The 24,544-nt window shown below is 41.3% G+C and carries 20 protein-coding genes; 8 read left to right on the top strand and 12 right to left on the bottom strand.

Annotated elements, in window-relative coordinates; all coding sequences use genetic code 11:
* Positions 1-11 precede the first annotated feature (11 nt).
* The 3 genes from LVD16_RS16370 to LVD16_RS16360 are packed head-to-tail and all read right to left on the bottom strand — an operon-like array spanning position 12 to position 4,014.
* Positions 12-971 carry a CapA family protein gene (locus LVD16_RS16370; RefSeq protein ID WP_233769348.1) on the bottom strand — a complete coding sequence of 320 codons (960 nt, stop codon included), beginning with the start codon at positions 969-971 and terminating at the stop codon, positions 12-14.
* Entirely contained in the window at positions 965-3,472 is a 2,508-nt protein-coding gene (locus LVD16_RS16365) for a DUF3160 domain-containing protein (protein WP_233769347.1), read from the bottom strand. Before LVD16_RS16365 ends, LVD16_RS16370 begins: the two co-directional genes overlap by 7 nt.
* Positions 3,473-3,501: 29 nt before the next feature.
* A complete protein-coding gene (locus tag LVD16_RS16360) occupies positions 3,502-4,014 on the bottom strand; it encodes a hypothetical protein (protein ID WP_233769346.1) in 513 nt (170 codons plus the stop codon).
* Positions 4,015-4,173: 159 nt separating this feature from the next.
* Between LVD16_RS16360 and LVD16_RS16355 the strand changes: the two genes are divergently transcribed.
* On the top strand, positions 4,174-5,283 hold the full coding sequence (locus LVD16_RS16355; RefSeq protein WP_233769345.1) for an LOG family protein: 1,110 nt from the start codon (positions 4,174-4,176) through the stop codon (positions 5,281-5,283).
* A 70-nt stretch (positions 5,284-5,353) separates the two neighbouring features.
* Here the strand turns inward: LVD16_RS16355 and LVD16_RS16350 are convergent, their stop codons facing one another.
* The 5 genes from LVD16_RS16350 to LVD16_RS16330 form a co-directional block, all read right to left on the bottom strand.
* Positions 5,354-5,764: a hypothetical protein gene (locus LVD16_RS16350; protein WP_233769344.1), complete on the bottom strand. Its 411-nt coding sequence runs from the start codon at positions 5,762-5,764 to the stop codon at positions 5,354-5,356.
* Positions 5,761-7,197 (bottom strand): nicotinate phosphoribosyltransferase, encoded by a 1,437-nt coding sequence (locus tag LVD16_RS16345; RefSeq protein WP_233769343.1) that lies wholly within the window; start codon positions 7,195-7,197, stop codon positions 5,761-5,763. Before LVD16_RS16345 ends, LVD16_RS16350 begins: the two co-directional genes overlap by 4 nt.
* A gap of 6 nt (positions 7,198-7,203) precedes the next feature.
* Complete coding sequence (locus LVD16_RS16340) at positions 7,204-8,112, bottom strand: NUDIX domain-containing protein (RefSeq protein ID WP_233769342.1); 909 nt, start codon at positions 8,110-8,112, stop codon at positions 7,204-7,206.
* Between the two features lie 117 nt (positions 8,113-8,229).
* Complete coding sequence (locus LVD16_RS16335) at positions 8,230-8,916, bottom strand: NUDIX hydrolase (RefSeq protein WP_233769341.1); 687 nt, start codon at positions 8,914-8,916, stop codon at positions 8,230-8,232.
* A 118-nt stretch (positions 8,917-9,034) separates the two neighbouring features.
* Positions 9,035-10,543, bottom strand: coding sequence for a class I SAM-dependent methyltransferase (locus LVD16_RS16330; RefSeq protein ID WP_233769340.1), 1,509 nt, complete (start codon positions 10,541-10,543; stop codon positions 9,035-9,037).
* A gap of 415 nt (positions 10,544-10,958) precedes the next feature.
* Here LVD16_RS16330 and LVD16_RS16325 point away from each other — a divergent pair, with 415 nt between their 5' ends.
* From LVD16_RS16325 to LVD16_RS16315, 3 genes are all read left to right on the top strand, one after another.
* Positions 10,959-11,348 (top strand): GxxExxY protein, encoded by a 390-nt coding sequence (locus LVD16_RS16325; protein WP_233769339.1) that lies wholly within the window; start codon positions 10,959-10,961, stop codon positions 11,346-11,348.
* 270 nt (positions 11,349-11,618) lie between these two features.
* The gene (locus tag LVD16_RS16320; protein ID WP_233769338.1) at positions 11,619-11,948 is read left to right on the top strand and encodes a PadR family transcriptional regulator; all 330 of its coding nucleotides are present in this window, start codon (positions 11,619-11,621) and stop codon (positions 11,946-11,948) included.
* Entirely contained in the window at positions 11,945-14,533 is a 2,589-nt protein-coding gene (locus tag LVD16_RS16315) for an FtsX-like permease family protein (protein WP_233769337.1), read from the top strand. Before LVD16_RS16320 ends, LVD16_RS16315 begins: the two co-directional genes overlap by 4 nt.
* Before the next feature lie 69 nt (positions 14,534-14,602).
* Here LVD16_RS16315 and LVD16_RS16310 read toward each other — a convergent pair whose 3' ends face one another.
* The 4 genes from LVD16_RS16310 to LVD16_RS16295 form a co-directional block, all read right to left on the bottom strand.
* Positions 14,603-15,037 (bottom strand): hypothetical protein, encoded by a 435-nt coding sequence (locus tag LVD16_RS16310; RefSeq protein WP_233769336.1) that lies wholly within the window; start codon positions 15,035-15,037, stop codon positions 14,603-14,605.
* Positions 15,038-15,077: 40 nt separating this feature from the next.
* Positions 15,078-16,694, bottom strand: a complete 1,617-nt coding sequence (locus LVD16_RS16305; protein WP_233769335.1) for a hypothetical protein — start codon at positions 16,692-16,694, stop codon at positions 15,078-15,080.
* A gap of 173 nt (positions 16,695-16,867) precedes the next feature.
* On the bottom strand, positions 16,868-17,035 hold the full coding sequence (locus LVD16_RS16300) for a hypothetical protein (protein ID WP_233769334.1): 168 nt from the start codon (positions 17,033-17,035) through the stop codon (positions 16,868-16,870).
* Positions 17,025-18,023, bottom strand: coding sequence for a glycosyltransferase family protein (locus LVD16_RS16295; RefSeq protein WP_233769333.1), 999 nt, complete (start codon positions 18,021-18,023; stop codon positions 17,025-17,027). The genes LVD16_RS16300 and LVD16_RS16295 overlap by 11 nt, the downstream gene beginning before the upstream one ends.
* A gap of 329 nt (positions 18,024-18,352) precedes the next feature.
* On the opposite strand from LVD16_RS16295, the gene LVD16_RS27930 reads away from it, so the two are divergent.
* From LVD16_RS27930 to LVD16_RS16275, 4 genes are read left to right on the top strand one after another with little or no spacing between them, the layout of a single operon-like run.
* Positions 18,353-18,748 (top strand): type I restriction-modification system subunit M N-terminal domain-containing protein, encoded by a 396-nt coding sequence (locus tag LVD16_RS27930; protein WP_233769332.1) that lies wholly within the window; start codon positions 18,353-18,355, stop codon positions 18,746-18,748.
* Positions 18,749-18,763: 15 nt separating this feature from the next.
* A complete protein-coding gene (locus LVD16_RS16285; RefSeq protein WP_233769331.1) occupies positions 18,764-19,909 on the top strand; it encodes an N-6 DNA methylase in 1,146 nt (381 codons plus the stop codon).
* Positions 19,899-21,335, top strand: coding sequence for a restriction endonuclease subunit S (locus tag LVD16_RS16280; protein WP_233769330.1), 1,437 nt, complete (start codon positions 19,899-19,901; stop codon positions 21,333-21,335). The genes LVD16_RS16285 and LVD16_RS16280 overlap by 11 nt, the downstream gene beginning before the upstream one ends.
* On the top strand, positions 21,328-24,516 hold the full coding sequence (locus tag LVD16_RS16275; protein ID WP_233769329.1) for a type I restriction endonuclease subunit R: 3,189 nt from the start codon (positions 21,328-21,330) through the stop codon (positions 24,514-24,516). The genes LVD16_RS16280 and LVD16_RS16275 overlap by 8 nt, the downstream gene beginning before the upstream one ends.
* Positions 24,517-24,544: the final 28 nt, after the last annotated feature.

The following is a 24,544-nucleotide window of genomic DNA, read 5'->3' as shown; positions in this document are numbered from 1 at the left end:
CTTCAAATTTATCATAGAAGTTCGGAGCGCTTTTGGAGCTCAATAATAAATTTAGATTTTTCTGGATTAGGCATAATATAGGGCTTACAATCTTCTGCGTGATAGGGAATAATCTCGGGCCTTATTTTTCTATCGGCGTTGATAACCAACTTTACCAGGATACCATCATGGGTTATTGGGTTTTGATTATCAAAAAGAAGGTTGCCTACACTATAAAAAACAGGATGACCGTCAATATTTTCGTAGCTCTGAACCACATGGGGGTGGTGACCTATTATTGCATCTGCACCAGCACTCACTAAAGCCCGCGCTTCTCTACGCTGTATTGAGGTGGGTCTACGCTGATATTCTAAACCCCAGTGCAAGGACACAATAATCAAACTATTTGGATTATTTTCTTTGTAAACTTTTATACTACTGACCAAATCAGAAATTGTAGACTGGCACATTCCTGGTTCATCCTCTAGATACATCCAGGCTTCAAGACCAAGAGTTACAGATGCAAAAAGAGCCACTTTAATGTCACCTTTTTCTAAAATAACCGGAGTGCAAGCATCTTGCTGAGATATGCCATATCCGATTGGAATAATATTGTTTTCCAACAAAAGCTTGGCTGTTCCTGTCATGACCCGCCTGCCATGATCATACGCATGATTATTTGCCATTATAGCATGCGTAATTCCTGCTGAACGAAGAGGTGTTAATGATTCAGGATTACCCAAAAAGACATACTTTTTTGTTAACGGGGTGGGTTCCGTTCCAATAGGACACTCAAGATTTACAACTCCATAATCGGCTTCAGTAAAAACATGGCTAATATCATTAAGCAAGTAATCCATACCGCGCTGATCAGCTTTAAGTTTTACACCACGGTCCAGCATTACATCTCCACCAAATACAATCGCCATATCATCTCGCGAATCACATCCAATGATGCCAATAAAAAGCAGATAGTAAAACTTTTTTAACATCCTGAACTGTAAATATATTCGACAGTTTGTGGCCTAACATCTTCGTTCAAATCGAGTATTATTTCATCCATCCAGCTTGGAGTTGGGTAAACTTGCTTATTCTTAAGCATCTCCTGCCATTCTTCATCTGTCATTCTTTTGTCTAGAGGAGTTGGAAACTCATAATAGCTAAATGTCGCTCCCTTAGTGATGTAAAGACTTCCTTCTATCTCTACCAAAACATATATATCATTGGCATACCCTACAGCCACATGCAGAATACCTGCCTGATCTCCTTGATTATTGGTATATATATCCGCCACTACAGATATTTCTTTATCAGGTCCTGTAACTTCTCTCCATTCGTTGACATTTAATATCCCGCGTGTGAGATAATCTACCGAACTTCCAATGAGTTCTATGGTCCGATACTCCTGCTCAGAAAGCTTTTCACCTCTGAGCTCTTTTCTGCTCACAGTAAGAAGAAAAGTACAGGTCTCTCTCAAACTATTAAAATCATGTCTCATTGAATTATTTAATAGCTCATGTTCTTCCAGCATTGAGCTTGATAGGTCAAGCAATTCAATGGCAGACTTCCAATATTTCACATTAGGCTCCACATAGCCCACTACATAGGGATTTGGAGGAGGCTCACAATCTTCACCGCCACCACATTCGGCAGCACCTACTTGTTCAGTATATAATATAGCATCATGCTTTAATTCAGCCCAGGAGGCTAAAGCAGTATTCAGATTTTTCTTGTTCCACTGCGGTATTTGCATGAAATAGGGGTACCTATCATCTTTTTCAAGCATGAGATTCAGCCCTTGAACCCATTTGGCATAGACCGTTTCATCCCATTTATCATAATTGCTGTATTTGGCTTTCATTTCATCCAAATGAGGCAGAAACTCTGACCACTGGGTGGTTTCCTTAAGCTCATCTATCAATATTTTTTCAGCTGCTTCGCTCCCGAAACCTGCCAATACATCTAATCCCTTGGGGTAAGGGCGTTTTGCCAAATGAGTCATTGTTTGCAAAATCTCATTATCCAAAACAAAGCGGGCGGGCATAAAATTGATCTTATCTGCGCAAGTGTTCTCAACTTTAGGCTTTATGATATTCTTATTCTTAGCCAGAAGCTCTAAATCCTCGGAAATCAATTGCAAGTTAGAAGGCTCTAAAACCTCTGTCAGATTATCAAATTGTTTTTTCTTTAGCACATTGCAAATATCTGATATGGATAAGTTATCAGGCTGACCTATAAGAAATGTTGTGGGTGTTAGTATAGATTCATAAAGTTGCAATAGCGACTTACCTGATTTTTGAGAATGACCATTAGCCAAGATAAATGCTGCAGTTACAGCCATAGAGAGGTCATTTTGATCCTTTAAACAATATGGAACTAACTGAAGCCATTGCATAGCATTGAAGTATTTCTGCAAAGATTCCGTTCTGGTATAATGTCCTCTAGGTTTAAACTGATCATATGGAAATTTAAAATCCGAATAAGCAGGTATAAAATCAGAAGTTGAAGCTTGAGCAGCTTTTATCTTTGATAATTCTGAATTTATAATTGTCTCGTATTTTTCAGGTATAGTGGCAGTTTCATCTAAGATAGAAAGTGGGATGGAAAATGAAATGGCATTGTAACGTAATGCATCCTTAGTTTCTTGATCCGTACTTTTGAACATTTCCTCATCCAATTCATTCAAAAATCCTGATAAAAGCTCTTTTAATATCGGTATAAACTGTTCTTCTTCTAACTGCCTTAGCATAAATGAAAAATGCATATGAAAAAGTTGAAGATATAAGTCTGTAGTTACAAAATTCTGAGTTTGACTATAGTCATTCTCTTCGTAAAGATGAAATAGCTGCACGTTATTGTTAGGAACAATTGCAAAGCCGTTCTTTCCTAATTGATCAATCAGTTTTTGAGGAATACTCTTGTATTGCCATCCATTTATAATATTATTAATATTGGCTAATCTCAAGCCACCTTGTTCATGAAAATTTTCATTTCTCAACTCTGCTTCACGCTTTTTAACTCTATCCATAAATGCAATCTCTTCATTTGTGTATACAATAGGTGGGGCAGGCTGAAGGCCACTATTTTCACAGTCGCCATACCATCTTGATTCCATCAAATTGCGGTACCATGGTTTGTCATAGAAATAGCCTCTCAAATCAGATTTCATAAATAAATAGCCATATCGAGCAGGAATGGTATTTCTTAAAATACGTAATTGGTGAGCAGTTTTCCCATCCAAATTCTGATTTAGATCAAACGGGTGTAGTGCCTCGCGAAGTGAGTCATAGGATCCAAAATTCCAGCCCAAAAATTCTCCTTCTTGCTCTTCTATTTCGGGTGCTATAGAAGCTGGTTCATCTTTAATTACAACTAATGAGTCTTCTTTATTTTGTTGCTCTTTTTTATTGTCGCTGCCACAAGCTGCTAACATAAGAGATAGAACGATTCCAAAAGTTATTCTGCCAGTCTTATTATAATCTACTAACTTCATTTCCAATTTATCAATTATTTTCAAACCATTTAGTCCAGATATTTTTTAGCTATTTCAAAGCTTATTTCCCTTTGTAGGTAATGAGAAAGGGACAGTCCAAAGCCATACCATTCATAATCCGCTACCAAATATTTATCACTCTTCTCTTCAGCTAAAACTCTGATATAACATTCACCTTCATCATCATAAACCACTTTAAAATCAATAATAGGATGTCCCACCGACGAACCTAGCCAAAGTGGAATAATACCCCCATCTCTCACCTGAAATAGAAACAAACGATTCCTTTTGATAGAATCATACCTCGTAGCTTTATACACACCTACTGCTATGTCTATATCATCATCATCATTGATTGTTCCAGACTGGAACTGATAAACAGGGTATCTTAAAGGCCATTCACTGCTAATAGAATCATTTACTGTACAAACAAGCTTATTATTATCTCCTAATATCAGAGAAACCTTTGTACTATCATTTAAAACTATTTCTTGAAAATTCTTATCATCAGTTTGGTCTTTACATGAAAAGATCACTAACATAAATGTTACTAACAAAGCAAATAGGCGCATAACGGAACAAACATACAAATGATATTAATATAATGCGATTAAATATATAGCAAGAAACATCAAGTTAAAAAGGTCAGAGAATTAAAGGTCCAATTTTCTTAGATTTGAAGTCTCATTTATTAAAAGCAAATGTCATACACCGAAATTGATTCTAAAGAGAAGTTTGAACAGCTACTGGAAGGAAAGAATCACATATCTAAATGCGTTTTTCAAAATATAAACCTTAGTCTACCTGAAAATATTTATGATTATACTTTTAGTGATAATGTGTTTTTAGGCTGTATTATGCATGAGCCTCTAATTGAGAGGTTGAGCATTAATAACATTATCATCCCCACCTTACCAGGGTTGCCATATAACTGCTTTCCTGGTCAGCTTTATGATAGGCATTCGCTGCTTAATAATTACACCTTAGGCCAACCTGAAAGTTATTCATTATCACTTGACAATCAAGTATATAATCACTTCTTAAGCACAGGGAAGATCGCCGATAGCATATACGAAACTTTAGCCAGGAGGCTGCATGATCACTCCATAACGGATAGTCTTGAAGAATTTATCAGCAAGTGGGACGAGAAGAAGGTGGTGGCCATTATGGGAGGGCACAACCTCTCTAGAAATGCAGAAAGCTATGAGAAGATAGTTCGAATCAGTAAGCAACTGACAGAAGAGGGCTATTTGATGGTTTCTGGAGGTGGACCTGGTGCCATGGAGGCCACACATGCTGGTGCCTGGCTAGCCGGTAGAGATGAAAGCTTAGTAAAAGTGTTCATAGAAAAACTCTCCGAGGCGCCATCTTATAAAGATGAATTATGGTTAGACAAGGCCTTTGAATTGATAGAACAATACCCTCAAAATGACTATGAAAGTCTGGGTATCCCAACCTGGCTTTACGGACATGAACCACCTACGCCATTTGCCTCCAAAATAGCCAAATACTTTGCGAATAGCGTAAGAGAAGATGGATTACTCACCATTGCTAAAGGTGGAATAGTATTCGCTCCAGGAAGTGCAGGCACCATCCAGGAAATATTTCAAGAGGCGACCCAAAACCACTACCTCAGCTTTGGCTATGCCAGCCCCATGATCTTTTTGAATGAAGATTATTGGACCAATGACAGACCTGTGTATCCTCTATTGGCATCTATGATGAAAGAAGGAAAGTATCAGCATTTGCTGTTGTCTATTACTGATGATGGGGAAGAGGTGATGGATACTATAAGAAATTTTAGCTCCTAGCTAATATTAAAGCGTATCTCACCACCATATTCACCCTATCCCAATTAAACTAAGACAACCTATTTTTCCATCATTTAACCAAATCAATCACTTCCTTCCAATCATGATAAGGATCAAAGCCGGCCTTATCTTCAAATAGCACGTTGAAGTAGGGCTTGTCTTCATAGTACCCGTACTTTTTGCTTTGCACCTCCGGGTTGCCATTGACATGATCGAAGTGAATGCCATTTTCCTCAAAGAAGTCTAAATACTTCTGCACCTCATGAGGATGCGAGCAGGTATACAGTATCCTACTGATATCCTTGCGCTTACTGATCAGCTGTAGTGCTTCTTTAGCCTGTGGGTAAAACTCAGTTGGGATTTCTTCTGTAGACCAGTTCGGCTTTATAATGGTCTCATGAATATCAAAGGCCCAAAAGGTCTTATCCCAGTTTTTACGCTTTGCATGTTCAAAAGCACGCGCTATAGCTCTAGTAATCATAATACTGGTTGTTTAAATAGTACTTTTGCGTTTTCTCGTACTTGTTCGAAAGTGCATTCATTCACCATTTCACCATTTTCAAATACTGTTATCATCACATCTTCCAACTCAGGGCAGTCACTTTCCAGAACAGTGGTCGGTTCTCCCTGCAGCTTCACCAGCTTCAATCTGCCACCTTTACTTTTCTTGAAGCTGCCGGTAATATTTCCGATGGTATCCATTTCTGTAGGGCTTTTCTGCACCACCACGTCTTGACCGTTAACCTGCGCATAGCTACATTTCAATGCAAATTTTTGTGTATCTCTATCCAGTTTCTGTAAAAGCGCTCCTCCCATGCCCAGTACCAGATTTTCGGCACTGATGCCGTTGTCCTTTAAGGCCTGATACATCTGTTTGATGGCATCATAGTTTACACCGTCTCCCTGAATTACTCTCACTTGTGGAGGGAGTACCTTATAGCCTTTATCATTGGTGGTAAATCCGAATTTAGCAAAGAGAATCTCAAATATTCTCAACAGTGTCATCACAGGATCACCGCTATCAGGACGAATTACTAACACACCTTCGCGGCTCAGCACTTCAGTTTTTAGGTCTTCACCCCAGTATTGCTCACAAGCTTTAAAGATATTATAGCTATCTGATACACAGGCAACTATGCCAGTAGGGAAGGTCTTCAGCACATGCTTAAACATATCCAGTTCACCCTGCTCACCGAGCAAAGTACAGATACTATGCTCAGTAGCCGGCACGCTTTTACCATATACCTGATCGGTGTTATAATACTTCCGGGCAAGCACAGAACCTGCAATGGTATCACTTCCCTGAAAGTTTACCAGGTGAGCACTTCCGCCCAGGCCGGCACTCTCTACACTGCTTACACCTCTGAATCCAAAATCGTTGAGTACAAACTCAATTCCTGCTTCAGCACCATCAGTAGCAGTCTCTTCAAAGTAATGAGTTACTACCTTTTTTACTTCTCTACTAATGGTAGCCACCGTGCTAGGATACCAAACCTGCATGAGCAAAGTCTCCAGAAAATTGGTAAGCCAGAAACAGTTAGGATCAGTGTTTTCTATAGTCATCAGCACATTTTTCACTGGCACCACAGTTCCTTCCGGTACTGCCTTGATCTTCACCGGTAATTTGCCATGGTATTTATCCAAAATGTATTGAAACTTACTTTTATCGAACACATCATCTCTTCCAAACACCTGCTGTAAGAAGGGTTCTGCCTCATCAAGATCTTCCTGGGTAAAGGCAAAGCCTTCCAGATATTCTTTGAGGAAATATTGCAGCCCGTAAAAAACAGTGCTATCAAACTTGCCACCTCTGCTCTCCAGGTAACTATAAATCTTGGTAGTGCCTGGGTAGTACAGCTTATGGTGAGAATACTTGTAGGCATCAGCGAGTAGTATTAAATTATTCGTTTTCATAACTGTTTAATTTAGGGTTAAACTTTTTGTGTATTTATGAGCGAGGAGCTGAAGCATAGCGCTGTGTTCCTCGGTAATGTCTTGTTTTTCAATCATTTGCATAAGTTCATCTACCTGAAACCAGCGCAGATGCTGAATATCATCTTGTGGAGTAGGGGTGCCTGCCATATAATCACAGCTATACAGGGTGGTGATGATCTGATCCACTTCATTTCGATAGCGCCAGTCATTGATCTTCTGAGAAGTTTCATAGGTTAATGAACCAATTTCAAGGCCACCACATTCTTCTTTTAACTCACGATTGGCTGCCTCTTCATAGCTGTTATCAGTAGGATCAGTAAAGCCGCCTGGCAGTCGCCATTGGGCCGTAGCTTCCTTTTTAGCCAACAATATTTCTGACCTGTCATTTCTGAACACTGCTATGTCTACAGTAGGATAAACCTTTGGATATTGATGATGATATGCATATAAAATACCGGCTCTAAAATCCCGACTATCACTGACCTGATCTGCATATAGCTTTCTTAGCTCAGTGGCATTATAATCACCATATTCAGGAAGTTCCTGAGTGGTGAGGTGGCCATGATAATAAGGAATAAAGCTATCTCTACTGCCATACAGAATGAATGACTCAGTAGGGAAGGTGGTTCTTAACAGTGCGTCCAACTGCGAAGACCAACTCACATCACTAGAATGATCAGACAATGGCAGCACCACCACCTCAGGGTAGGCTGACTTTATCATTTTCTCACGAGCATAATAATCAAAAGGATTCTTTCTACTACCAGTAATGGGAGCTACTCCCAGCACTATGACCACCTTCGAGTGAATGGTTTTCACATGATTGATCAGCTCAATATGTCCTTCATGTAAATAAGGGGTCTGAAATCTGGCGATGATAACTGCTGTAGCCATAATTATTTGCGTTATTGTTACACAAATATAAATATGCGTTTGAATTACACAAAATAATTTATGTTAAATTTACGCAAATAGCTTTAACTATACCACCACCAATTGATTATCAATAAATTAAATTTCAAAATTAATACCGTCTTTTTTAAGTTGGAAGTATTTTTCCTGATCAAATTGGTATAAATAGCCAGGACGGCCAGCACCTTCTAATTGTTGCTTTTCAGTGGTTTCTTCAATAAAACCAAACTTCATAATCTTTTTCTTAAAGTTTCTTCGGTCTAGCGGACGATCGAGGACCGTTTTATAAAGCTTTTCAAGCTCGGAGAAAGGAAATTTCTTATCAAGAAGTTCAAAACCAATGGGTTCATAAATGATTTTACCTTGCAGCCTCTTGATGGCCACCTGTATTATCTGATCGTGGTCAAAAGCCAGATCGGGGAGGGCTTTTACATTGAACCAGGCCGCATCACTGGCATCAGTATTAGCATCTAGCTCGAAAACATCGGGTTGCACTAGTCCGTAATAGGCCACGGACACCACTCGGTTTCGCGGATCTCTGGCTGGCGTACCAAAGGTGTAGAGCTGCTCCAGATAATTAATAGATACACCAGTTTCTTCGTTTAACTCTCGGGCTACGGCTTCCTCAAGGGACTCATCATTTTTAACCAAACCACCCGGCAAAGCCCAAGAGCCCTGGTAGGTCTCATCGTTTCTTTTGATCAATAAAATGGAAAGACCTTCCGCTGAGGTGTAACCAAAAACCACTGCGTCTACCGCTACTTTGATATCCTGAATAAGTGCCATAGCAGTAAAGGTAGTAATTTATGTAAGAGTCACACAAATTAAAATCACACTTTACGTGCTATTAGCAAGGCATTCGTAGGAGGGAAGGGCAATTCTTTCATCTCCTCACTATAAAGTTTCACTTTTCCTTCAAACTATTCTCTGCAATCCATGGGTTGGTATAAGCGTGTGAACTTTCCACTAACTGAAAACCAGCTTTCAACAACTGTTCTTCCCAGTCAGTAATACTCCAGAAGCAAAAGCGCTCATGCATTTCGCTATACCAGTTGTCAGTATAATCCTTGGTAAGCATAAATTCAGCCGCATCTTTTAATTTCATTACAACAAAAGACTTGTCACCTAGTTCTTTTAAGGAATACACAATGGCATCATCCTCGGTCTTTCTAAAATCCTGGGCGAAGCGTAAGAACCTGGAATACGTAGAAAGGCCATCCAGGTAGGCCACCAACTGCTGATGGTCATCAAACTGCTGGTCGTAGCAATCATTTTTACCATCTTCCTTATTCAGCCACATGTATACTTCCTGCTCACCGTTTTCAGGGCCAATCACATCTCTATTTATCCAGACACCACCTGAAACCAGCTCGTCATATCTATTGGCTATAAAGGTTAACAGATCTTTTCTACTTCCGTATGATTCTATCTCATGCGTTAATGAAGAAGTGTGAATGGTATTCATGGCCTCTTTTTCAAACACCAGCGAGGTAACGGCATTTTTCTGGGCAAAGAATACATTGGGGTTACTAAACTCACCATTGTGCTTTCGCTGATTACAAATATCAAACAGCTGGCGAGCCACCTCAATACCATAAAAATCTGACTCACGTAAACGGGAGTCTTCACTGGCCTGCTTGATCCAGGAGCCCACTGCACAACCAATATCACCGATACGTCCTGGGAGAATATAAGGGCTGGTATCCTTAAACTTGATCTCCGCTATCTCATCCATCTGCCTCACATAGGTGTTATAATCTCTAGACTCTGTGATATCTCCATCTTCACCTATAATGGGGTCGGAGAGGATGTTATTAACCTTTTCCCCCAGCTGGTAAGTGTGCCAGATATGCTGAGTGGCCGGATGCACCTTATCCATGAGCTTGGCATCATCCTGCCATTGATCTGCCGCCACTATTTGCTCTACTATGTCCCAAGGCAAGTCAGTGCTAAATTCCTGCTTGGCCACGTCTTTCAACTCTGCCGGTAATATGGAAAAGCCCAAAGATTGATACATCTGCAAAACCGGCGTAGAACAGATTACAAAGGTGTTTTCAGGCGTCAGGTTCAGTTGCAAGTCACTCTGATGCTTCACTTGTTTTACGGTGTAAGTCGCGAAGTTAGGCAGCTGCCCCACATCATCAATACCATAAACATAACAGGGCACCTCCAGTTCTTTGCAAAACTCCTGAATCATCATAGCGCGCAGATAAAAGGGGATAGGATTGCGCTTGGTACCACTATGATTAGCCGACGTAACTGCAAATATCACCCCGTCAATCTTATAACGCTGGTCTATGACCTCACCATCCACATCCTGCGCCTGATGAAGCCCACTTTGGATAAGATTCTGAAGATAACGAAACTGAAAACTCGTCATTAAATGATGACGCCCTGGAAATAATAAATACATATCGAATAATTAGACCGCTAAGTAATTAATTTCTCTGGGATTTTGTGTGGTGGGGATGGATTTATTGTTTGGTTTGCCACATACCGAGTCTTCGCTTTACTTAAAAAGCACCGCTAAAGGGAGCATCTGGAATTATCTCCAACATTGATCAGATACAACGTGCTACTCAATTGGAAACAAATTTAAACGGGTACACAATAACAAAAAAATCAAGCAATCAGGTAAATCATGAGAAATCAAGGTTTAGACAACAGAAAATAATTAAATTATGAAAACGGATTTGAAATGGCTGAGCAAATAAGTCTAAACCATGATTAAAAGATTAAAGGATTACATGATTAGGTATTTGCCGCATGGAACGTGTCTTAACCATGATTTACTGAATTTTAGGATGACTTGATTAAGTGTATAAAGTATGGAACATGAGGAGTTAACTCACAAAATAATAGGAGCCTGCATGGAAGTTCATGGAGAATTAGGTAATGGATTTCAAGAGGTGATTTATCAGCGTGCTTTGGCCATTGAATTGGCAAGTCGCGGATTGAATTTTAGTCGTGAGCATGAAATGGAAATTCAATACAAAGGCGAAGCGATAGGCACCAGACGTGTAGACTTTTTTATAGAAGAATCTGTCATGCTGGAAATTAAGGCGGTTATTAATTTAGAAGATGTGCACCTGGCACAAGCCATGAACTACCTCGAGGCGTATGATCTGGAAATTGGCTTATTAATCAACTTCGGTTCAAAATCTCTTCAATTTAAACGGGTACACAATAACAAAAAAATCAAGCAATCAGGTAAATAATGAGAAATCAAGGTTTAGACAATTTAAGAAAGTATTTAATCCGAATTACAACTCAAATCCTAACATCTTTAATTCCTGAAAATCATGATTCAGACAATTTCCAGGAGGTAAAAGTTTAACCTGAATCAACCAAAACCGTCCACCAAAGTACATCTACCTTCAAAATCGAACACTTCTAAGCCAGACCAAATCTGCACACAAGGCTCTAATCATCATTTTCACCATTGGCAAACTATTTGTTCTACATAATATGAATAAATAAAATCAACCATGCGTAAGACCTACATTGGAGAACTGGAAGAGGTGGTGTTGCTCACTGTTGCCGTGCTACAGGAGGAAGCCTATGGTGTGGCCATCGGGCTATATCTGGGGCGGGAGCTGGGCAGGAAGCTGAGTATTAGCGCTATACATGCTACGCTTAATCGACTGGCCGAAAAAGGCTATGTGGATTCTCACTTGGGAGGGGCTACCGCAGAAAGGGGAGGGCGTCGTAAGCGCTATTTTAAGGTCACTACCTCGGGCAGTAGAATCCTCACAGAGATACAGCAGGTAAGGTCACAGCTATGGAGTCAGTTGCCACCAAATGCGCTGGCCACATGATTACTCCTCCCAAATGGATGAACACACCATTACGCATGTGGTGCAAGCCTGAGCTGCTGGAAGAAATAGAGGGCGACTTACTGGAATATTATGGGTTTTGGATAGAGGAATACGGACAGAGGAAAGCCAACCGACTGTATGCATGGCATGCTCTTAAATTTCTTAGGCCTTTTGCACTTAAAAAAGTGAAGTCAAACAACTCAAATCCTATAAACATGTTACAACACGCCTTATTAATCGCATTCCGAAATTTCCGAAAGCACTCCAGTTCTTTTCTTATCAATCTACTTGGCCTTTGTTCAGGGCTCACTTGTGTGCTTATTATCTATTTATGGGTCAATGATGAGCTCAGCATAGATAAGTTTCATAAAAATGATCAACAGCTGTATCAGGTGATGCAAAATAAAAGCAGCGGTGCCGGCATAACCACGGTAGAATGGACGCCCGGACTTTTAGCAAACGCCCTGGCAACAGAAATGCCTGAAGTAGAGCAAGCCGTAACGGTGATGTCCGCTACCTGGTTTCCTGATTTTGCCCTTTCAGAAAAAGGAGAAGAGCCAGTGAAAGCCAAAGGTCAGTTTGCAGGTATAGGCTTTTTTCAGATGTTTTCCTTTGACCTGACTCAGGGAGATGCTAATCAACTGTTTCTCAATAAGAACGAGGTAGTAATTTCCGAAGACCTGGCCAGACAGATATTTAATACTACTGAAAATATAATTGGCAAAACCCTGGAGTGGAAAGTACTGGAATTCAGCGGAGTAAGTACCATTACAGGCATTTGCAAGAATGTGCCTAAAAACTCTACCCAGCAATTTGATTTTGTGCTCCCGATAGAAAAGCTCTATGAGTTTATCCCTCGCTTTAACGGAAGATGGGCGGCTAGTGGCCCAGATACTTATCTATTGTTAGCAAAAGGTACCGATGTGAGCCGTTTCAATGCTAAAATTTCCGACTTTCTACAATCTAAAGATCAGGAGATAGAGGCATCCCTATTCGTCAGGTCATATGCTGATCGCTACCTCTATGGCAACTATGAAAATGGCCAGCTGAATGGCGGAAGAATAGCCTATGTAAAGCTTTTTTCGAGTATCGCCATATTAATTCTTTTTATTGCCTGCATTAATTTCACAAACCTTACCACCGCCAACGCATCCAGACGTGCTAAAGAAGTAGGTGTGAAAAAAGTAGTGGGTGCCCATAGGTCAACACTGATTTTTCAGTACCTGATTGAATCCTCCTTACTCGCTTTCATGTCACTCATTATGGCCATAGCCCTTGTCACTTATCTTCTGCCTGGGTTCAACAGCATGGCTGGTAAAGCCATACAGCTTCATTTCAATACCGAACTCATCATCATTATATTCAGCATTGCACTGGTTACAGGGCTTTTGGCAGGTAGCTATCCTGCATTGTACCTCTCACGTTTCAGTCCTGGTAAAATATTAAAAGGGCAGTTTAAAACCTCAATTATTGACTTTTGGGCCCGTAAAGGGTTGGTCACTTTTCAGTTTGCCACCTCCATCATCCTCATCATAGCCGTGCTGGTGGTGTATAAGCAAACTTCATTCATACAAACGGCCAATATTGGTTTTGAAAAAGACAATGTCATTTACATCAATAATGAGGGAGCATCTGCCAAAAATTTAGACACCTTCTTAGCTGAACTAAAAAATGTTGGCGGAGTGTTGAATGCGTCTAGTACCACACATATCATGACAGGCAAGTACATGAGCACGGACAATCTGAGATGGCCGGCAAAAACAAATGACATCTCTTTTGAAATGATTGAAGGCAATTATGACCTCATAGAAACGCTTAATATTCCACTAAAAGAAGGACGCAGTTTTTCAAGAACCTTTGGAAATGAGTCTGATAAGATCATTTTTAATGAAAGAGCCATTGAAATGATGGGCTTGGAAGATCCCATAGGAAAGAAAATTGGCCTGTTTGATAAAGAATGCGAAATCATAGGCATCACCAAAGATTTCCATCTGGAGTCTTTCCACGAAAGCATTAAGCCCGCTTTTTTCGTACTGAACAGTGACCACGCCCGCATTCTTATACTAAAAATCCAATCTGGCCAAGAGCACAGCACCTTAGAGCGCCTGAGTAAATTTTACAAATCTCAGAACCCAGATTTACCGTTCGAGTATCACTTTTTAGACGATAACTTTCAAAAGCTATATGTTTCAGAACAACGCGTCTCCACACTCACAAAATACTTCGCCGCCCTGGCATGTCTTATTTCCTGCCTGGGATTATTGGGCTTATCCGCTTTCAACGCCGAAAGAAGAATGAAGGAAATAGGCATTCGTAAAATATTAGGATCCAGCGTGTTAAGCATTGTCCGCCTAATTTCTGGTGAATTCACAAAAATCATTCTGCTGGCTAATGTCGTGGCGCTCCCCATCAGCTACCTGATCACCAAACACTGGCTCAGCGATTTCGCCTACCGCATAGACCTGGAATGGTGGTTCTTCGCAGCCTCGGGTCTCTCTGCTATTCTTGTAGCATGGCTCATCGTAGGGTGGCAGACCCTAAAAGTGGCCAGGATTAATCCGATGGTATTTTTAAGAAAGGAATAAACCAAAACCTCAACCATAAAAAAAGCCAACAACATAAAATGCTGTTGGCTTTTTTAGGTTCTTGACACCTTATCCTTTCGGATACAATTTCATATGTTCTTTATGCAGTCTTTGAGGGTCTAACCCATCAAAATCAAGATCAATTCTGGCGGTGGTATTCAGGTCTATTTTTTGAAGCACATCTGGAAGTTTGGCTTCTACTTTCCATCCTTTACCAGAAAGCGAAATATATACGCCACGCTCGTGATCATAGTAAACATCATGATCTTTAAAATAAACATACCTGGTTTTGGCTCTATAACCATGCGCAGGAGCCCACGGCGGTGGACCATTTTGCTTACTTTTACCCTTGTATTCCGTTTTGTAATCCTTTACATATTCCTTCTGGTTTTTCTTTTGCTTATTCTTTCCTTTCCCTTTTCCCTGTGCTAGCAAATCACCACCGGATGTGAAGAAAAGGACCAACAGCACCATAGAACTGAAATAAACGAGTGATCTCTTCATTTTTTAAACATTAATTAAAATTCCATTGATCACAGAAAACCTAATCCCATATGTAATACTTAATCAAAGCTCCGTTGGCATCGAAGTATTCTACTTCAGGGTTTTCTGTTTCTTTCACCTTTATACCCTTATTGACACTAAAGTCACTGCCATCATGGGTATCCACAACTATGAGCCTTCCTTTATATTCATCCAATTCGTTTATGTATGCGTCTTCATCAGCGCCACCATAGACTGTAATATTGATCGGCGTGCGTTCATCACCTAAGAAATGAAAACTATCATTCCCCGCCAGGCCAACCAGTTTGAGCCTTTTGGTTTCATTGCGTTTGAAAGTTTTATCATACAGTAAATCGCGCAACTCACCATCTTTTTTTGACTTGTAAATCTTAACATTCACATCGCCATTATTCACTACTTTTATTTCAAAATGTTCGTGCTTATCGGTACCATACACAGTGGGTTCTTTCATCAGATAGCGGTAGTAATCTATTATTTCCTTGGGCAACTGATCCCTTCTGTTCTTTAGTTTCTTAGCTATGGTGGGGCCATTGATGGCATATATCTCAGGCGGCATGGCTTTCATGGCTGAGTCTATTATTTCATCAGTCAATTCATTCTTAATGGTGTTAGACATGCTCACCCAGTCTTCAGCATCCAAACCGGAAAGCAAAAGCATATCCAGCTTATAGCCGCTGTGGTTAAGCTGTTTCAAGTTGGGCAGATCTTCATCAAAAGAGCGAAAATGTGGCTTGGCAATGGCTCTGATGGCTTTGGGAAAAACGCCGTCCATATAGTAATAAGCGTGATCCCGGTCTCTGGGTATGGCTTTGTATAGCTCACCTTTATCTTTTTCATAAGATGCCCAACGCCAGTTGCTTTCATGCCTGCTCCAATCTCCAATGAGCATGTCAAACAAGCGCGATTTCAGAAAATGCTGAGTATTGACTTCCGAATCATTGTCCCGTAACAACTCATTCAACATGTTTTGACTGCCCACCACATTCTTTGAATTACCCAGATGATCAAATTCCGATTGATCTTCATCCGGCCTATGTTCAAGCGTGGCCACCATGCCTGGAAAGTTTTCTGAGTATTGGTGGAGATCAGGATGCGGTTTAATGAGCACCACTTTGGGGTTAGTATGATACACCCCAAGGGCATCAGACAAAATAGGCAGCGTGAGGGTGGCATAAGGATGCCCCGAAGAAACCTGGTCTTTCAGTGCTACACCTACAAAAGAATGCGCCAGAGATGGCGAAAACACCTTGGTGGGCATTTTATCGATAGACCGAAGGACAAATTGATTACTATCCTGGTCATAAAGCTGCAGGTTAAATGACTGCCTGCCACCGCTTACCTTACGGACGGTATAGCCTTCATTAAAAATATCAATAGTCTTAATTTTCACAGGTTGAGCCCACACGTCTCTGTATTCGCCTCCGAAAAAGATCTCATGGACACTGCTCTTTTCATATTCGGGCCTGAGAGCCACCACCACTTCAGAGCTGGCCAGGTCCTGACCTTGAAGTTGATCGTGCTGATTCACCTTATCCACCCATTGATTACTACAGCTGTAGAGTAGTGGGAGAGCCAAAAACAGCAAAATATGGTTGATCTTGGGGAGCTTATTATTAATGTATAGTTGTTGGTTCAAATTCCTCATTCTTATTATAAATATCACTGTAAAACTAACAGGACATATAGAATTTGGTTTTGAGATTTATGAGATGGACAGACTGTAAGCCGTAAGTGAGCCCTTTAAGTTAATGAGTAGGAGAGGCGTCTGTTTTTAAGCAATAATTTAGTCCTTGCTCATGTTTTATAGCCCTATACCTTCAGCCTTTTAGAGGCCTTTTTTATAGCAAGATCTGCGATATCAAAGGCGCCATTCATTTTCAGATCCTGCAGGGTTGATCTCATAGCATCAAAATCATAAACACCATTATTGATCCTTTCGGCAATCAATTTACCTTGTTCGTATTCGCTAAGTTGCATCTCCTTTTTTAGATAAGGCCCATTGAGTGAATCCCTTGGCGTTTGACCAGTTAGCATTATCAATCTCCTGAAGGCCAATAGGATAGAGGAGAAGGTAGGAAGTACCAGCGCTGGTCACATCACCGGGTTTGGCGATGCATGCCTTAGCATATTGCCTTACTTCTTCGAAGGCTTCAAGGGCAGTACGCTTGTCTTCATGATAGATGATCTTGTATTTCTCCGTGTGATAAAATGGTTCAGAGACTTGTGTGATTGTTGTCTGGGCAGTTAGCTTCTGATAAAACTCCTGATTGTTATGCGCAAAGACTACCATATTATCGTGCTCAATATGTTCCAATATTGCTAGAAGCAAGGCTTGTTGTGCACCCGCGCCACCTAACTTTAATAGCAAGGTGCCGTTATCCTCTTTGTATGTCGCGCTTTTGGGATGAGTAATAGTGCCCGTATTGAAAATGTTTGATTTTTTGGGCTTGATGGTCAATGCAGCTTCTTTACCCTTGGCTATTCTCTTTTTTAGCTTTTTTGACGATACCACGTAGGTAATGGGCCGCTTGCTTTTTTCAAAATAAAGATCGTGCGCATAGATATCAGGCAGTAATCTTATGATAGGCACCTCTTTAGCAATCTTTGCCACCTTATCTATGGTAGGATAAGTAGAAATGATGCAATCATATTCAAGCGCCGGTCCTTCAGCATTCAGTTTGGATATCACGAACTCAAACCACCCAGCCAGGTATGAGTTCTTACCGCTAGATATAAATTCGTTGACCTTCTGCAGCACCCTTGATTTTGAGGCCAAATTGTAGATACCCTCAAAGAACTTCATCGCCTTTTCTGCACCAGGACTTAGCGCCTGTGATTCATCCACTATCTCAGCCTCAACACCTCTTTCTTTAAGCGCGGCCTGGATGGCTATTGCCTTCATCCAATGGCCATTTCCCATGGAGCAAGTAGTTATCCCGATCTTCAATTTTTCAATCTCTCTCATCTAAAATTTTGGGCAAACCGGATTGCATTACCCGGTTGGCGCGGCAATAGTAATGAAATAGGATTAAGATTGGGTTGTGAGGAGGTTAAGTTAGTGTGAAGGAATACAGCAGTATGGAGAGGGACTCTCAACTTATAAACTGACAGTTCATACTTTGTAGCCTTCACTCTTATAGCTACCACCCTTCATTTTCTTAACATTCCTCAAGGCTGTTTTTAAGGATTTACTTATATTCGATCCTGATTGGTAATGGATAGTGCAATATTAAAAATACATTTATTCATATACTTGGGGTAAGTTCATATACTTGGGGTAAGGATAAACTATAAATGGCTAAGAAAACAAGTAGTAAGAAAGAACAATCCATTGAGGAGTCTCTATGGAACACTGCAAATAAGCTGAGAGGAAAGGTAGAGTCTTCAGAGTACAAACACGTAGTACTGGGACTGATCTTCTTGAAATTCGCTTCTGATAAGTTTGAAGCTCGCAGACAAGAGCTGATTGCAGAAGGTAAGGATAAATATCTGGAAATGAAGGAATTCTACAACATGAAGAACATCTTCTTTCTGCCTGAAGAAGCCCGATGGTCATACATTATGCAACATGCTAAGCAGGAAGATATTTCCCTGAAGATAGACACAGCATTACACACTGTCGAAAAGCACAATCCTTCACTGAAAGGGGCACTCCCCGACAACTACTTTTCCCGTTTGGGAATGGATTGAAGCAAACTCTCTGCATTGCTCGATACTATCAATAATATTGATACCATTGCCGATGAAAAGGAAGATATTGTTGGTCGAGTGTATGAGTTTTTTCTGGGGCGCTTTGCTGCAGTAGAAGGAAAGGGTGGTGGTGAATTCTATACGCCTAAGTGCGTGGTGAATCTCATTGCTGAAATGCTCGAACCCTACAAAGGAAAGATCTATGATCCGTGCTGTGGGTCTGGTGGGATGTTTGTGCAGTCCATCAAGTTTGTGGAAAGCCACCATGGCGACAAGAAAGACATCTCGGTTTATGGACAAGAGTATACGGCTACCACTTACAAGCTGGCGAAAATGAACTTAGCCATCCGTGGCATTTCTGCTAATCTGGGTGAAGTACCAGCAGATACTTTTTTCAAAGACCAGCACCCGGACCTGAAGGCTGACTACATTATGGCCAATCCTCCTTTTAACCAAAGTGAGTGGAGAGGCAAGAATGAACTGGTAGATGATCCGCGATGGAAAGGCTATGACGTGCCTCCTGTAGGTAATGCGAACTATGCATGGATCATGCACATGCTCTCAAAGCTTTCTGAGAATGGTACTGCTGGCTTTGTGCTAGCTAATGGCTCCATGAGCTCCAATACCAGTGGGGAAGGAGAGCTGAGACGCAGCATGATCGAAAATGACCTGGTGGACTGTATGATTGCCTTGCCGGGACAGCTTTTCTACACCACGCAGATTCCTGTCTGTCTTTGGTTTATGACCAAAAGCAAAAAAGAAGACAAAGAACACGGCTACCGCAACCGTGAAAGCGAAACGCTATTCATAGATGCCCGGGAAATGGGCACCATGATAGACAGAACACAAAAGGAGCTGACTGATGAAGATCTTGCCACAATTACCCGCACTTACCACGCCTGGAGAGGTGAAGTAAAAGACGGAAAGTATGAGGACGTAGCAGGCTATTGCAAATCTGCCACCCTCAAAGAAATAGCAGCGAACGACTATGTGCTCACTCCCGGACGCTATGTGGGCATGGCCGATGTAGAAGATGATGGAGTGACCTTTGAAGAAAAGATGGGAGAATTGACCCAAAAGCTATATCAGCAAATGAACCAATCTGACGCACAGGATCAGGCGATTAAGGAGAATCTAAAGCTGTTGGGATATGCGGAGTGATTGGAAAGAATTTACAGTTAATGAGCTGATAAAAGATGGAATCATAGAAAAACCTTTAGATGGAAATCACGGTGGTATACACCCTAAAAGTGGGGACTTCACTGAAAAAGGAGTTCCTTTTATTATGGCATCTGATTTAATAAATAGAAGAGTCGACTATTCCAATTGTAAGTTCATTAGTCAATTACAAGCAGAAACACTAAGAAAGGGATTTGCGAAACCTGGTGATGTTCTTCTAACTCATAAGGCTACAATTGGTAGAACTGCTATAATACAAGAAACCGAGTACGAAACGACTATTTTAACGCCGCAGGTCACTTACTACAGAGTAAAAGACGGGGATAGGTTAGATAATCATTACCTTTTCTATTACTTCAATTCAAGAGGTTTTCAAGGAATATTGGATCAGTGGTCAGGAGGTGGTTCAACAAGGAAATACCTCGGAATAACTGGTCAGTTGAAACTTCCTATAATTATTCCCCCACTCCCCGAACAAAAAGCCATTGCCCATATCCTAGGCACACTTGACGACAAAATAGAACTCAACCGCCAGATGAATGAGACCCTGGAGGAGATGGCTCAGGCATTGTTTAAGAGTTGGTTTGTGGACTTTGATCCGGTGATAGACAAAGCTCTGGCTGCAGGCCATGACATCCCTGAGCCACTACAGCAAAAAGCCGAGAAGCGAAAGTCTGTTCCTGATGATCAGAAGCTGATCCAAACCAATCCTCAATTTGGAGATAGTCATGAGCCTGTCGAATGGCCTGATAACTTCACCTTCACCGAAGAGCTTGGCTGGATTCCTGAGGGGTGGGAGGTGAAGTCATTACTTGATAAGGTGGACATAATTGGAGGCGGAACTCCTAAAACATCAATTGAAGATTATTGGAATGGAGATGTTAAATGGTTTTCAGTTGTTGATGCCCCTGTGGAATCGGATGTCTTTGTAATTAATACAGAAAAAACAATTACAGAGCTTGGAGTGAGCAATTCATCAACAAAACTACTACCAGTTGGAACAACTATTATCTCAGCGAGAGGAACGGTTGGTAAGCTAGCGATGGTTGATTTTCCAATTGCTATGAATCAATCATGCTATGGGGTGAAGGCAAAAAAAGAGTTTTCTGATTTTATTAACTATTACGTTTTAAAAACCAATATATCAGACCTTCAGCAAAGAAGTCATGGTTCAGTATTTAGTACTATAACTCGTGATACTTTCAAGTCAATCAACATTCCAACCACTCCTGATAAAAATGTCATTGAATATTTCGATCAATTTATTGAAGGCTATTTTCTAAAAATTAAGAATAATTTATACATATCTGATACTTTAAAAAATCTCAGGGACACCCTTCTTCCCAAACTTATTTCAGGAGAACTAAGAGTACCTCAGGCGGAACAAATCATCGCTGATCATGTCTAAGTTTAATGAATCATCGCTAGAAACTACCTTCATCGCGCTGCTAGAGGATCAGGGCATGGAGTTCCTTGCTGGAGCAGCCGTCAGGGCACAATCTGGCGTGCAAGAGCCAGAAGAAAAATATGGTCATGCGTTTAGTGCAGAGGTGCTTATCAAGTCAGACCTTACGAATTTTCTTCTTGCACAATATGAGGAGGAAGGGATCACTTTCGCAGAGGTCACCCGCATCATTCAGGACCTGGAGCGTTTACCCGCCTCAGACCTCTATGATACCAATAAGGCCATAATGAAAAAGGTCTGTGATGGCTTTGTCTTCAAGCGCGATGATCACACCCAAAAGGATCTGTTCATAGAGCTGATCGATTACTCTGCAGCAGATAAGAATACCTATAAAGTCGCTAGTCAGCTTGCCATAGATGGCCTGGAGAAGCGCATACCCGATGTGATCGTTTACATCAATGGTTTGCCGCTGGTGGTGTTTGAGTTAAAGTCCACTTCCAGAGAAGAAGTGAATATTCATGAAGCTTACATTCAGCTCACCACCAGATATAGACGAGACATTCCTGAGTTGTTCAAATACAATGCTTTTTGTGTTATTAGTGATGGCATCAATACCAAGTCAGGTTCCTTCTTTGCGCCTTATGAGTTTTTCTATTCCTGGCGGAAAATCACTGGGGATGAATCAATAGAGAAGGACGGTATAGACGGCACTTACACGCTCATTCAGGGCATGTTTGATCGCAAGCGGTTGCGAGACATTATCCGAAATTTCATTTTCATCCCTGATAGCAGTAAGAAAGAAGCAAAGATCCTTTGTCGGTATCCGCAGTACTATGCATCCAGAAAACTCTACGAAAACATCAAGGCACACATGAAGCCCGATGGCGATGGTAAAGGGGGTACTTATTTCGGAGCTACAGGTTGCGGCAAGAGTTTTACCATGCTGTTCCTCACTCGCTTGCTGATGCGGAGCACTTTCTTTTCCAGCCCTACCATTGTGGTCATCACCGACCGTACGGATCTGGATGATCAGTTGTCAGAGCAGTTCGAGGGAGCCAAGGGATATATTGGCGATCAGCTCGTCAAAAGTGTAGGCAGCAGACAGGAGCTTAGAGAACTGCTAAGAGGCAGAAACTCAGGGGGCGTATTTCTCACTACCATTCATAAATTTACTGAAGATACTGAGCTGCTCACAGAACGAAACAACGTGATCTGTATCTCTGACGAAGCGCACAGAAGTCAGATCAACCTGGATCAGAAAGTGAAGGTAGCTGATGGTCAGGTAAAGCGTAGTTACGGCTTTGCAAAATACCTGCATGATAGCTTACCTAATGCGACCTACGTTGGCTTTACAGGAACTCCAGTAGATGCTACGTTGGACGTGTTCGGTGAAGTTGTTGACTCCTACACCATGAAAGAGTCAGTGACGGATGAAATCACTGTGAGGATCGTTTATGAGGGTCGAGCAGCCAAGGTGCTGCTGGATCATGATAAGCTACAGGAGATAGAGCGCTATTACAAAGAAGCCGAGGAAGCGGGAGCTAGTGAATATCAGGTTGAGGAAAGCAAGAAGGCTACCACTCGAATGAATACGATTATTGGAGATCGAGACAGATTGCGAGCCATAGCCGAGGATTTCATTCGACACTACGAAGAGCGTGTCAGTGAAGGAGCATCGGTAAAAGGTAAGTCCATGTTTGTATGCTCTGCCCGTGAGATTGCTTACGATTTGTATCAGGAAATACTGGACATTCGACCGGAATGGGGTGAGATCAAAGCTTGTGAGGAAGGAGCAGAACTCACAGACAAAGAAAAGAAAGAACTCAAGCCCATGGCTAAGATCAATATGGTCATGACCAGAGGGCAGGATGATACCAAAGCGCTTTACGATTTACTGGGCAACAAGGAATATAGAAAGGAACTGGACAGACAGTTTAAAGAACCCAAATCCAACTTTAAAATTGCCATGGTTGTGGATATGTGGCTTACAGGATTTGATGTGCCTTTCCTGGATACAATCTACATCGATAAGCCCATCCAGAAGCATACACTAATTCAAACCATATCAAGAGTCAACCGAACATTTGAGGGTAAGGACAAAGGATTGGTGGTGGATTACATCGGTATCAAAAGACAGATGAACCAAGCCCTTGCGATGTACTCCAAGGAAGAGGAGCGAAGCATAGAGGAAGTGGGCCAATCCATCATCATAGTGAAGGACATGTTGGATGTGCTGTCCAAATACTTTCATAAGTTCGATACCTCAGACTTTTTCACTGGAGCACCGAAACAACAATACGATTGCCTCAATAGGGCCTCTGAGTTTGTGATGCTTACCCAACAGCACGAGAGACGCTTTATTGATCTCGTCAAAAGACTGAAAGCATCTTACGACATCTGCTGTGGAAGTGAGGAGTTTACAGAGGATGATCGAGATCATGTACACTTCTACCTTGCAGTAAAATCCATCGTTTTCAAACTCACGAAAGGAGATGCACCTGATACGGCACAGATGAATGCTCGGGTGAGGGAAATGATTCAGGAAGCCATCCGTAGTGATGGTGTGGAGGAGATCTTCAAGTTGGGAGATGATAAGCAAACACAAATTGATCTGTTTGATCCTGACTACCTCGATAAGATTGATCGCATTAAGTTACCGAACACCAAGATCAAGCTACTGCAGCAACTGCTGAAGAAGGCCATTGGTGAGCTGAAGAAAACGAATAAGGCCAGAGGAGTGGACTTCTCGCATAAGTTTGAGCAGCTGGTCAATCAATACAACGAGCGTAAAGAACAAGATACGTTTGAAGGGCGAGTATATGATGAGATGGCAGAAAGCCTCACAGACATGATTTTGGCCATCAAGCAAGCCTATTCCGAGGGCGAAGAGCTAGGCATTACCTTTGAGGAAAAGGCCTTTTATGACATTCTCAATAACCTCGCCCATAAATACGATTTTGTTTACCCCGAAGACAAGCTCATCACCCTAGCCAAAGCCGTAAAAAACGTAGTAGACGACAAAGCCAAGTACACCGACTGGAGCAAGCGAGACGACATCAAAGCCGAGCTTAAGGTAGATCTAATCCTACTACTCGGAGAGCACGATTACCCACCAGTAGATCGCGATGAAGTATACCAAGAGATCTTCGAGCAAGCTGAGAATTTTAAGAAGTATAGGGGGTAGGGTAGTTTATTAGATCATATCCGATTAA

The sequence above is a fragment of the Fulvivirga ligni genome (genome assembly GCF_021389935.1).
Lineage (GTDB): Bacteria > Bacteroidota > Bacteroidia > Cytophagales > Cyclobacteriaceae > Fulvivirga > Fulvivirga ligni.
Note: the sequence above shows the minus strand (reverse complement) of the source record. Positions and strands in the feature narration are given on the sequence as shown.

Excerpts from the sequence above, each read along its gene's own strand:
- LVD16_RS16355 (WP_233769345.1), top strand. The coding sequence starts at position 4,174 with ATGTCATACACCGAAATTGATTCTAAAGAGAAGTTTGAACAGCTACTG.
- LVD16_RS16370 (WP_233769348.1), bottom strand. The coding sequence starts at position 971 with ATGTTAAAAAAGTTTTACTATCTGCTTTTTATTGGCATCATTGGATGT.
- LVD16_RS16280 (WP_233769330.1), top strand. The coding sequence starts at position 19,899 with ATGCGGAGTGATTGGAAAGAATTTACAGTTAATGAGCTGATAAAAGAT.
- LVD16_RS16360 (WP_233769346.1), bottom strand. The coding sequence starts at position 4,014 with ATGTTAGTGATCTTTTCATGTAAAGACCAAACTGATGATAAGAATTTT.
- LVD16_RS16350 (WP_233769344.1), bottom strand. The coding sequence starts at position 5,764 with ATGATTACTAGAGCTATAGCGCGTGCTTTTGAACATGCAAAGCGTAAA.
- LVD16_RS16310 (WP_233769336.1), bottom strand. The coding sequence starts at position 15,037 with ATGAAGAGATCACTCGTTTATTTCAGTTCTATGGTGCTGTTGGTCCTT.
- LVD16_RS16330 (WP_233769340.1), bottom strand. The coding sequence starts at position 10,543 with ATGTATTTATTATTTCCAGGGCGTCATCATTTAATGACGAGTTTTCAG.
- LVD16_RS16335 (WP_233769341.1), bottom strand. The coding sequence starts at position 8,916 with ATGGCACTTATTCAGGATATCAAAGTAGCGGTAGACGCAGTGGTTTTT.
- LVD16_RS16345 (WP_233769343.1), bottom strand. The coding sequence starts at position 7,197 with ATGAAAACGAATAATTTAATACTACTCGCTGATGCCTACAAGTATTCT.
- LVD16_RS27930 (WP_233769332.1), top strand. The coding sequence starts at position 18,353 with ATGGCTAAGAAAACAAGTAGTAAGAAAGAACAATCCATTGAGGAGTCT.
- LVD16_RS16340 (WP_233769342.1), bottom strand. The coding sequence starts at position 8,112 with ATGGCTACAGCAGTTATCATCGCCAGATTTCAGACCCCTTATTTACAT.
- LVD16_RS16365 (WP_233769347.1), bottom strand. The coding sequence starts at position 3,472 with ATGAAGTTAGTAGATTATAATAAGACTGGCAGAATAACTTTTGGAATC.
- LVD16_RS16300 (WP_233769334.1), bottom strand. The coding sequence starts at position 17,035 with ATGCAACTTAGCGAATACGAACAAGGTAAATTGATTGCCGAAAGGATC.
- LVD16_RS16275 (WP_233769329.1), top strand. The coding sequence starts at position 21,328 with ATGTCTAAGTTTAATGAATCATCGCTAGAAACTACCTTCATCGCGCTG.
- LVD16_RS16315 (WP_233769337.1), top strand. The coding sequence starts at position 11,945 with ATGATTACTCCTCCCAAATGGATGAACACACCATTACGCATGTGGTGC.
- LVD16_RS16295 (WP_233769333.1), bottom strand. The coding sequence starts at position 18,023 with ATGAGAGAGATTGAAAAATTGAAGATCGGGATAACTACTTGCTCCATG.
- LVD16_RS16320 (WP_233769338.1), top strand. The coding sequence starts at position 11,619 with ATGCGTAAGACCTACATTGGAGAACTGGAAGAGGTGGTGTTGCTCACT.
- LVD16_RS16325 (WP_233769339.1), top strand. The coding sequence starts at position 10,959 with ATGGAACATGAGGAGTTAACTCACAAAATAATAGGAGCCTGCATGGAA.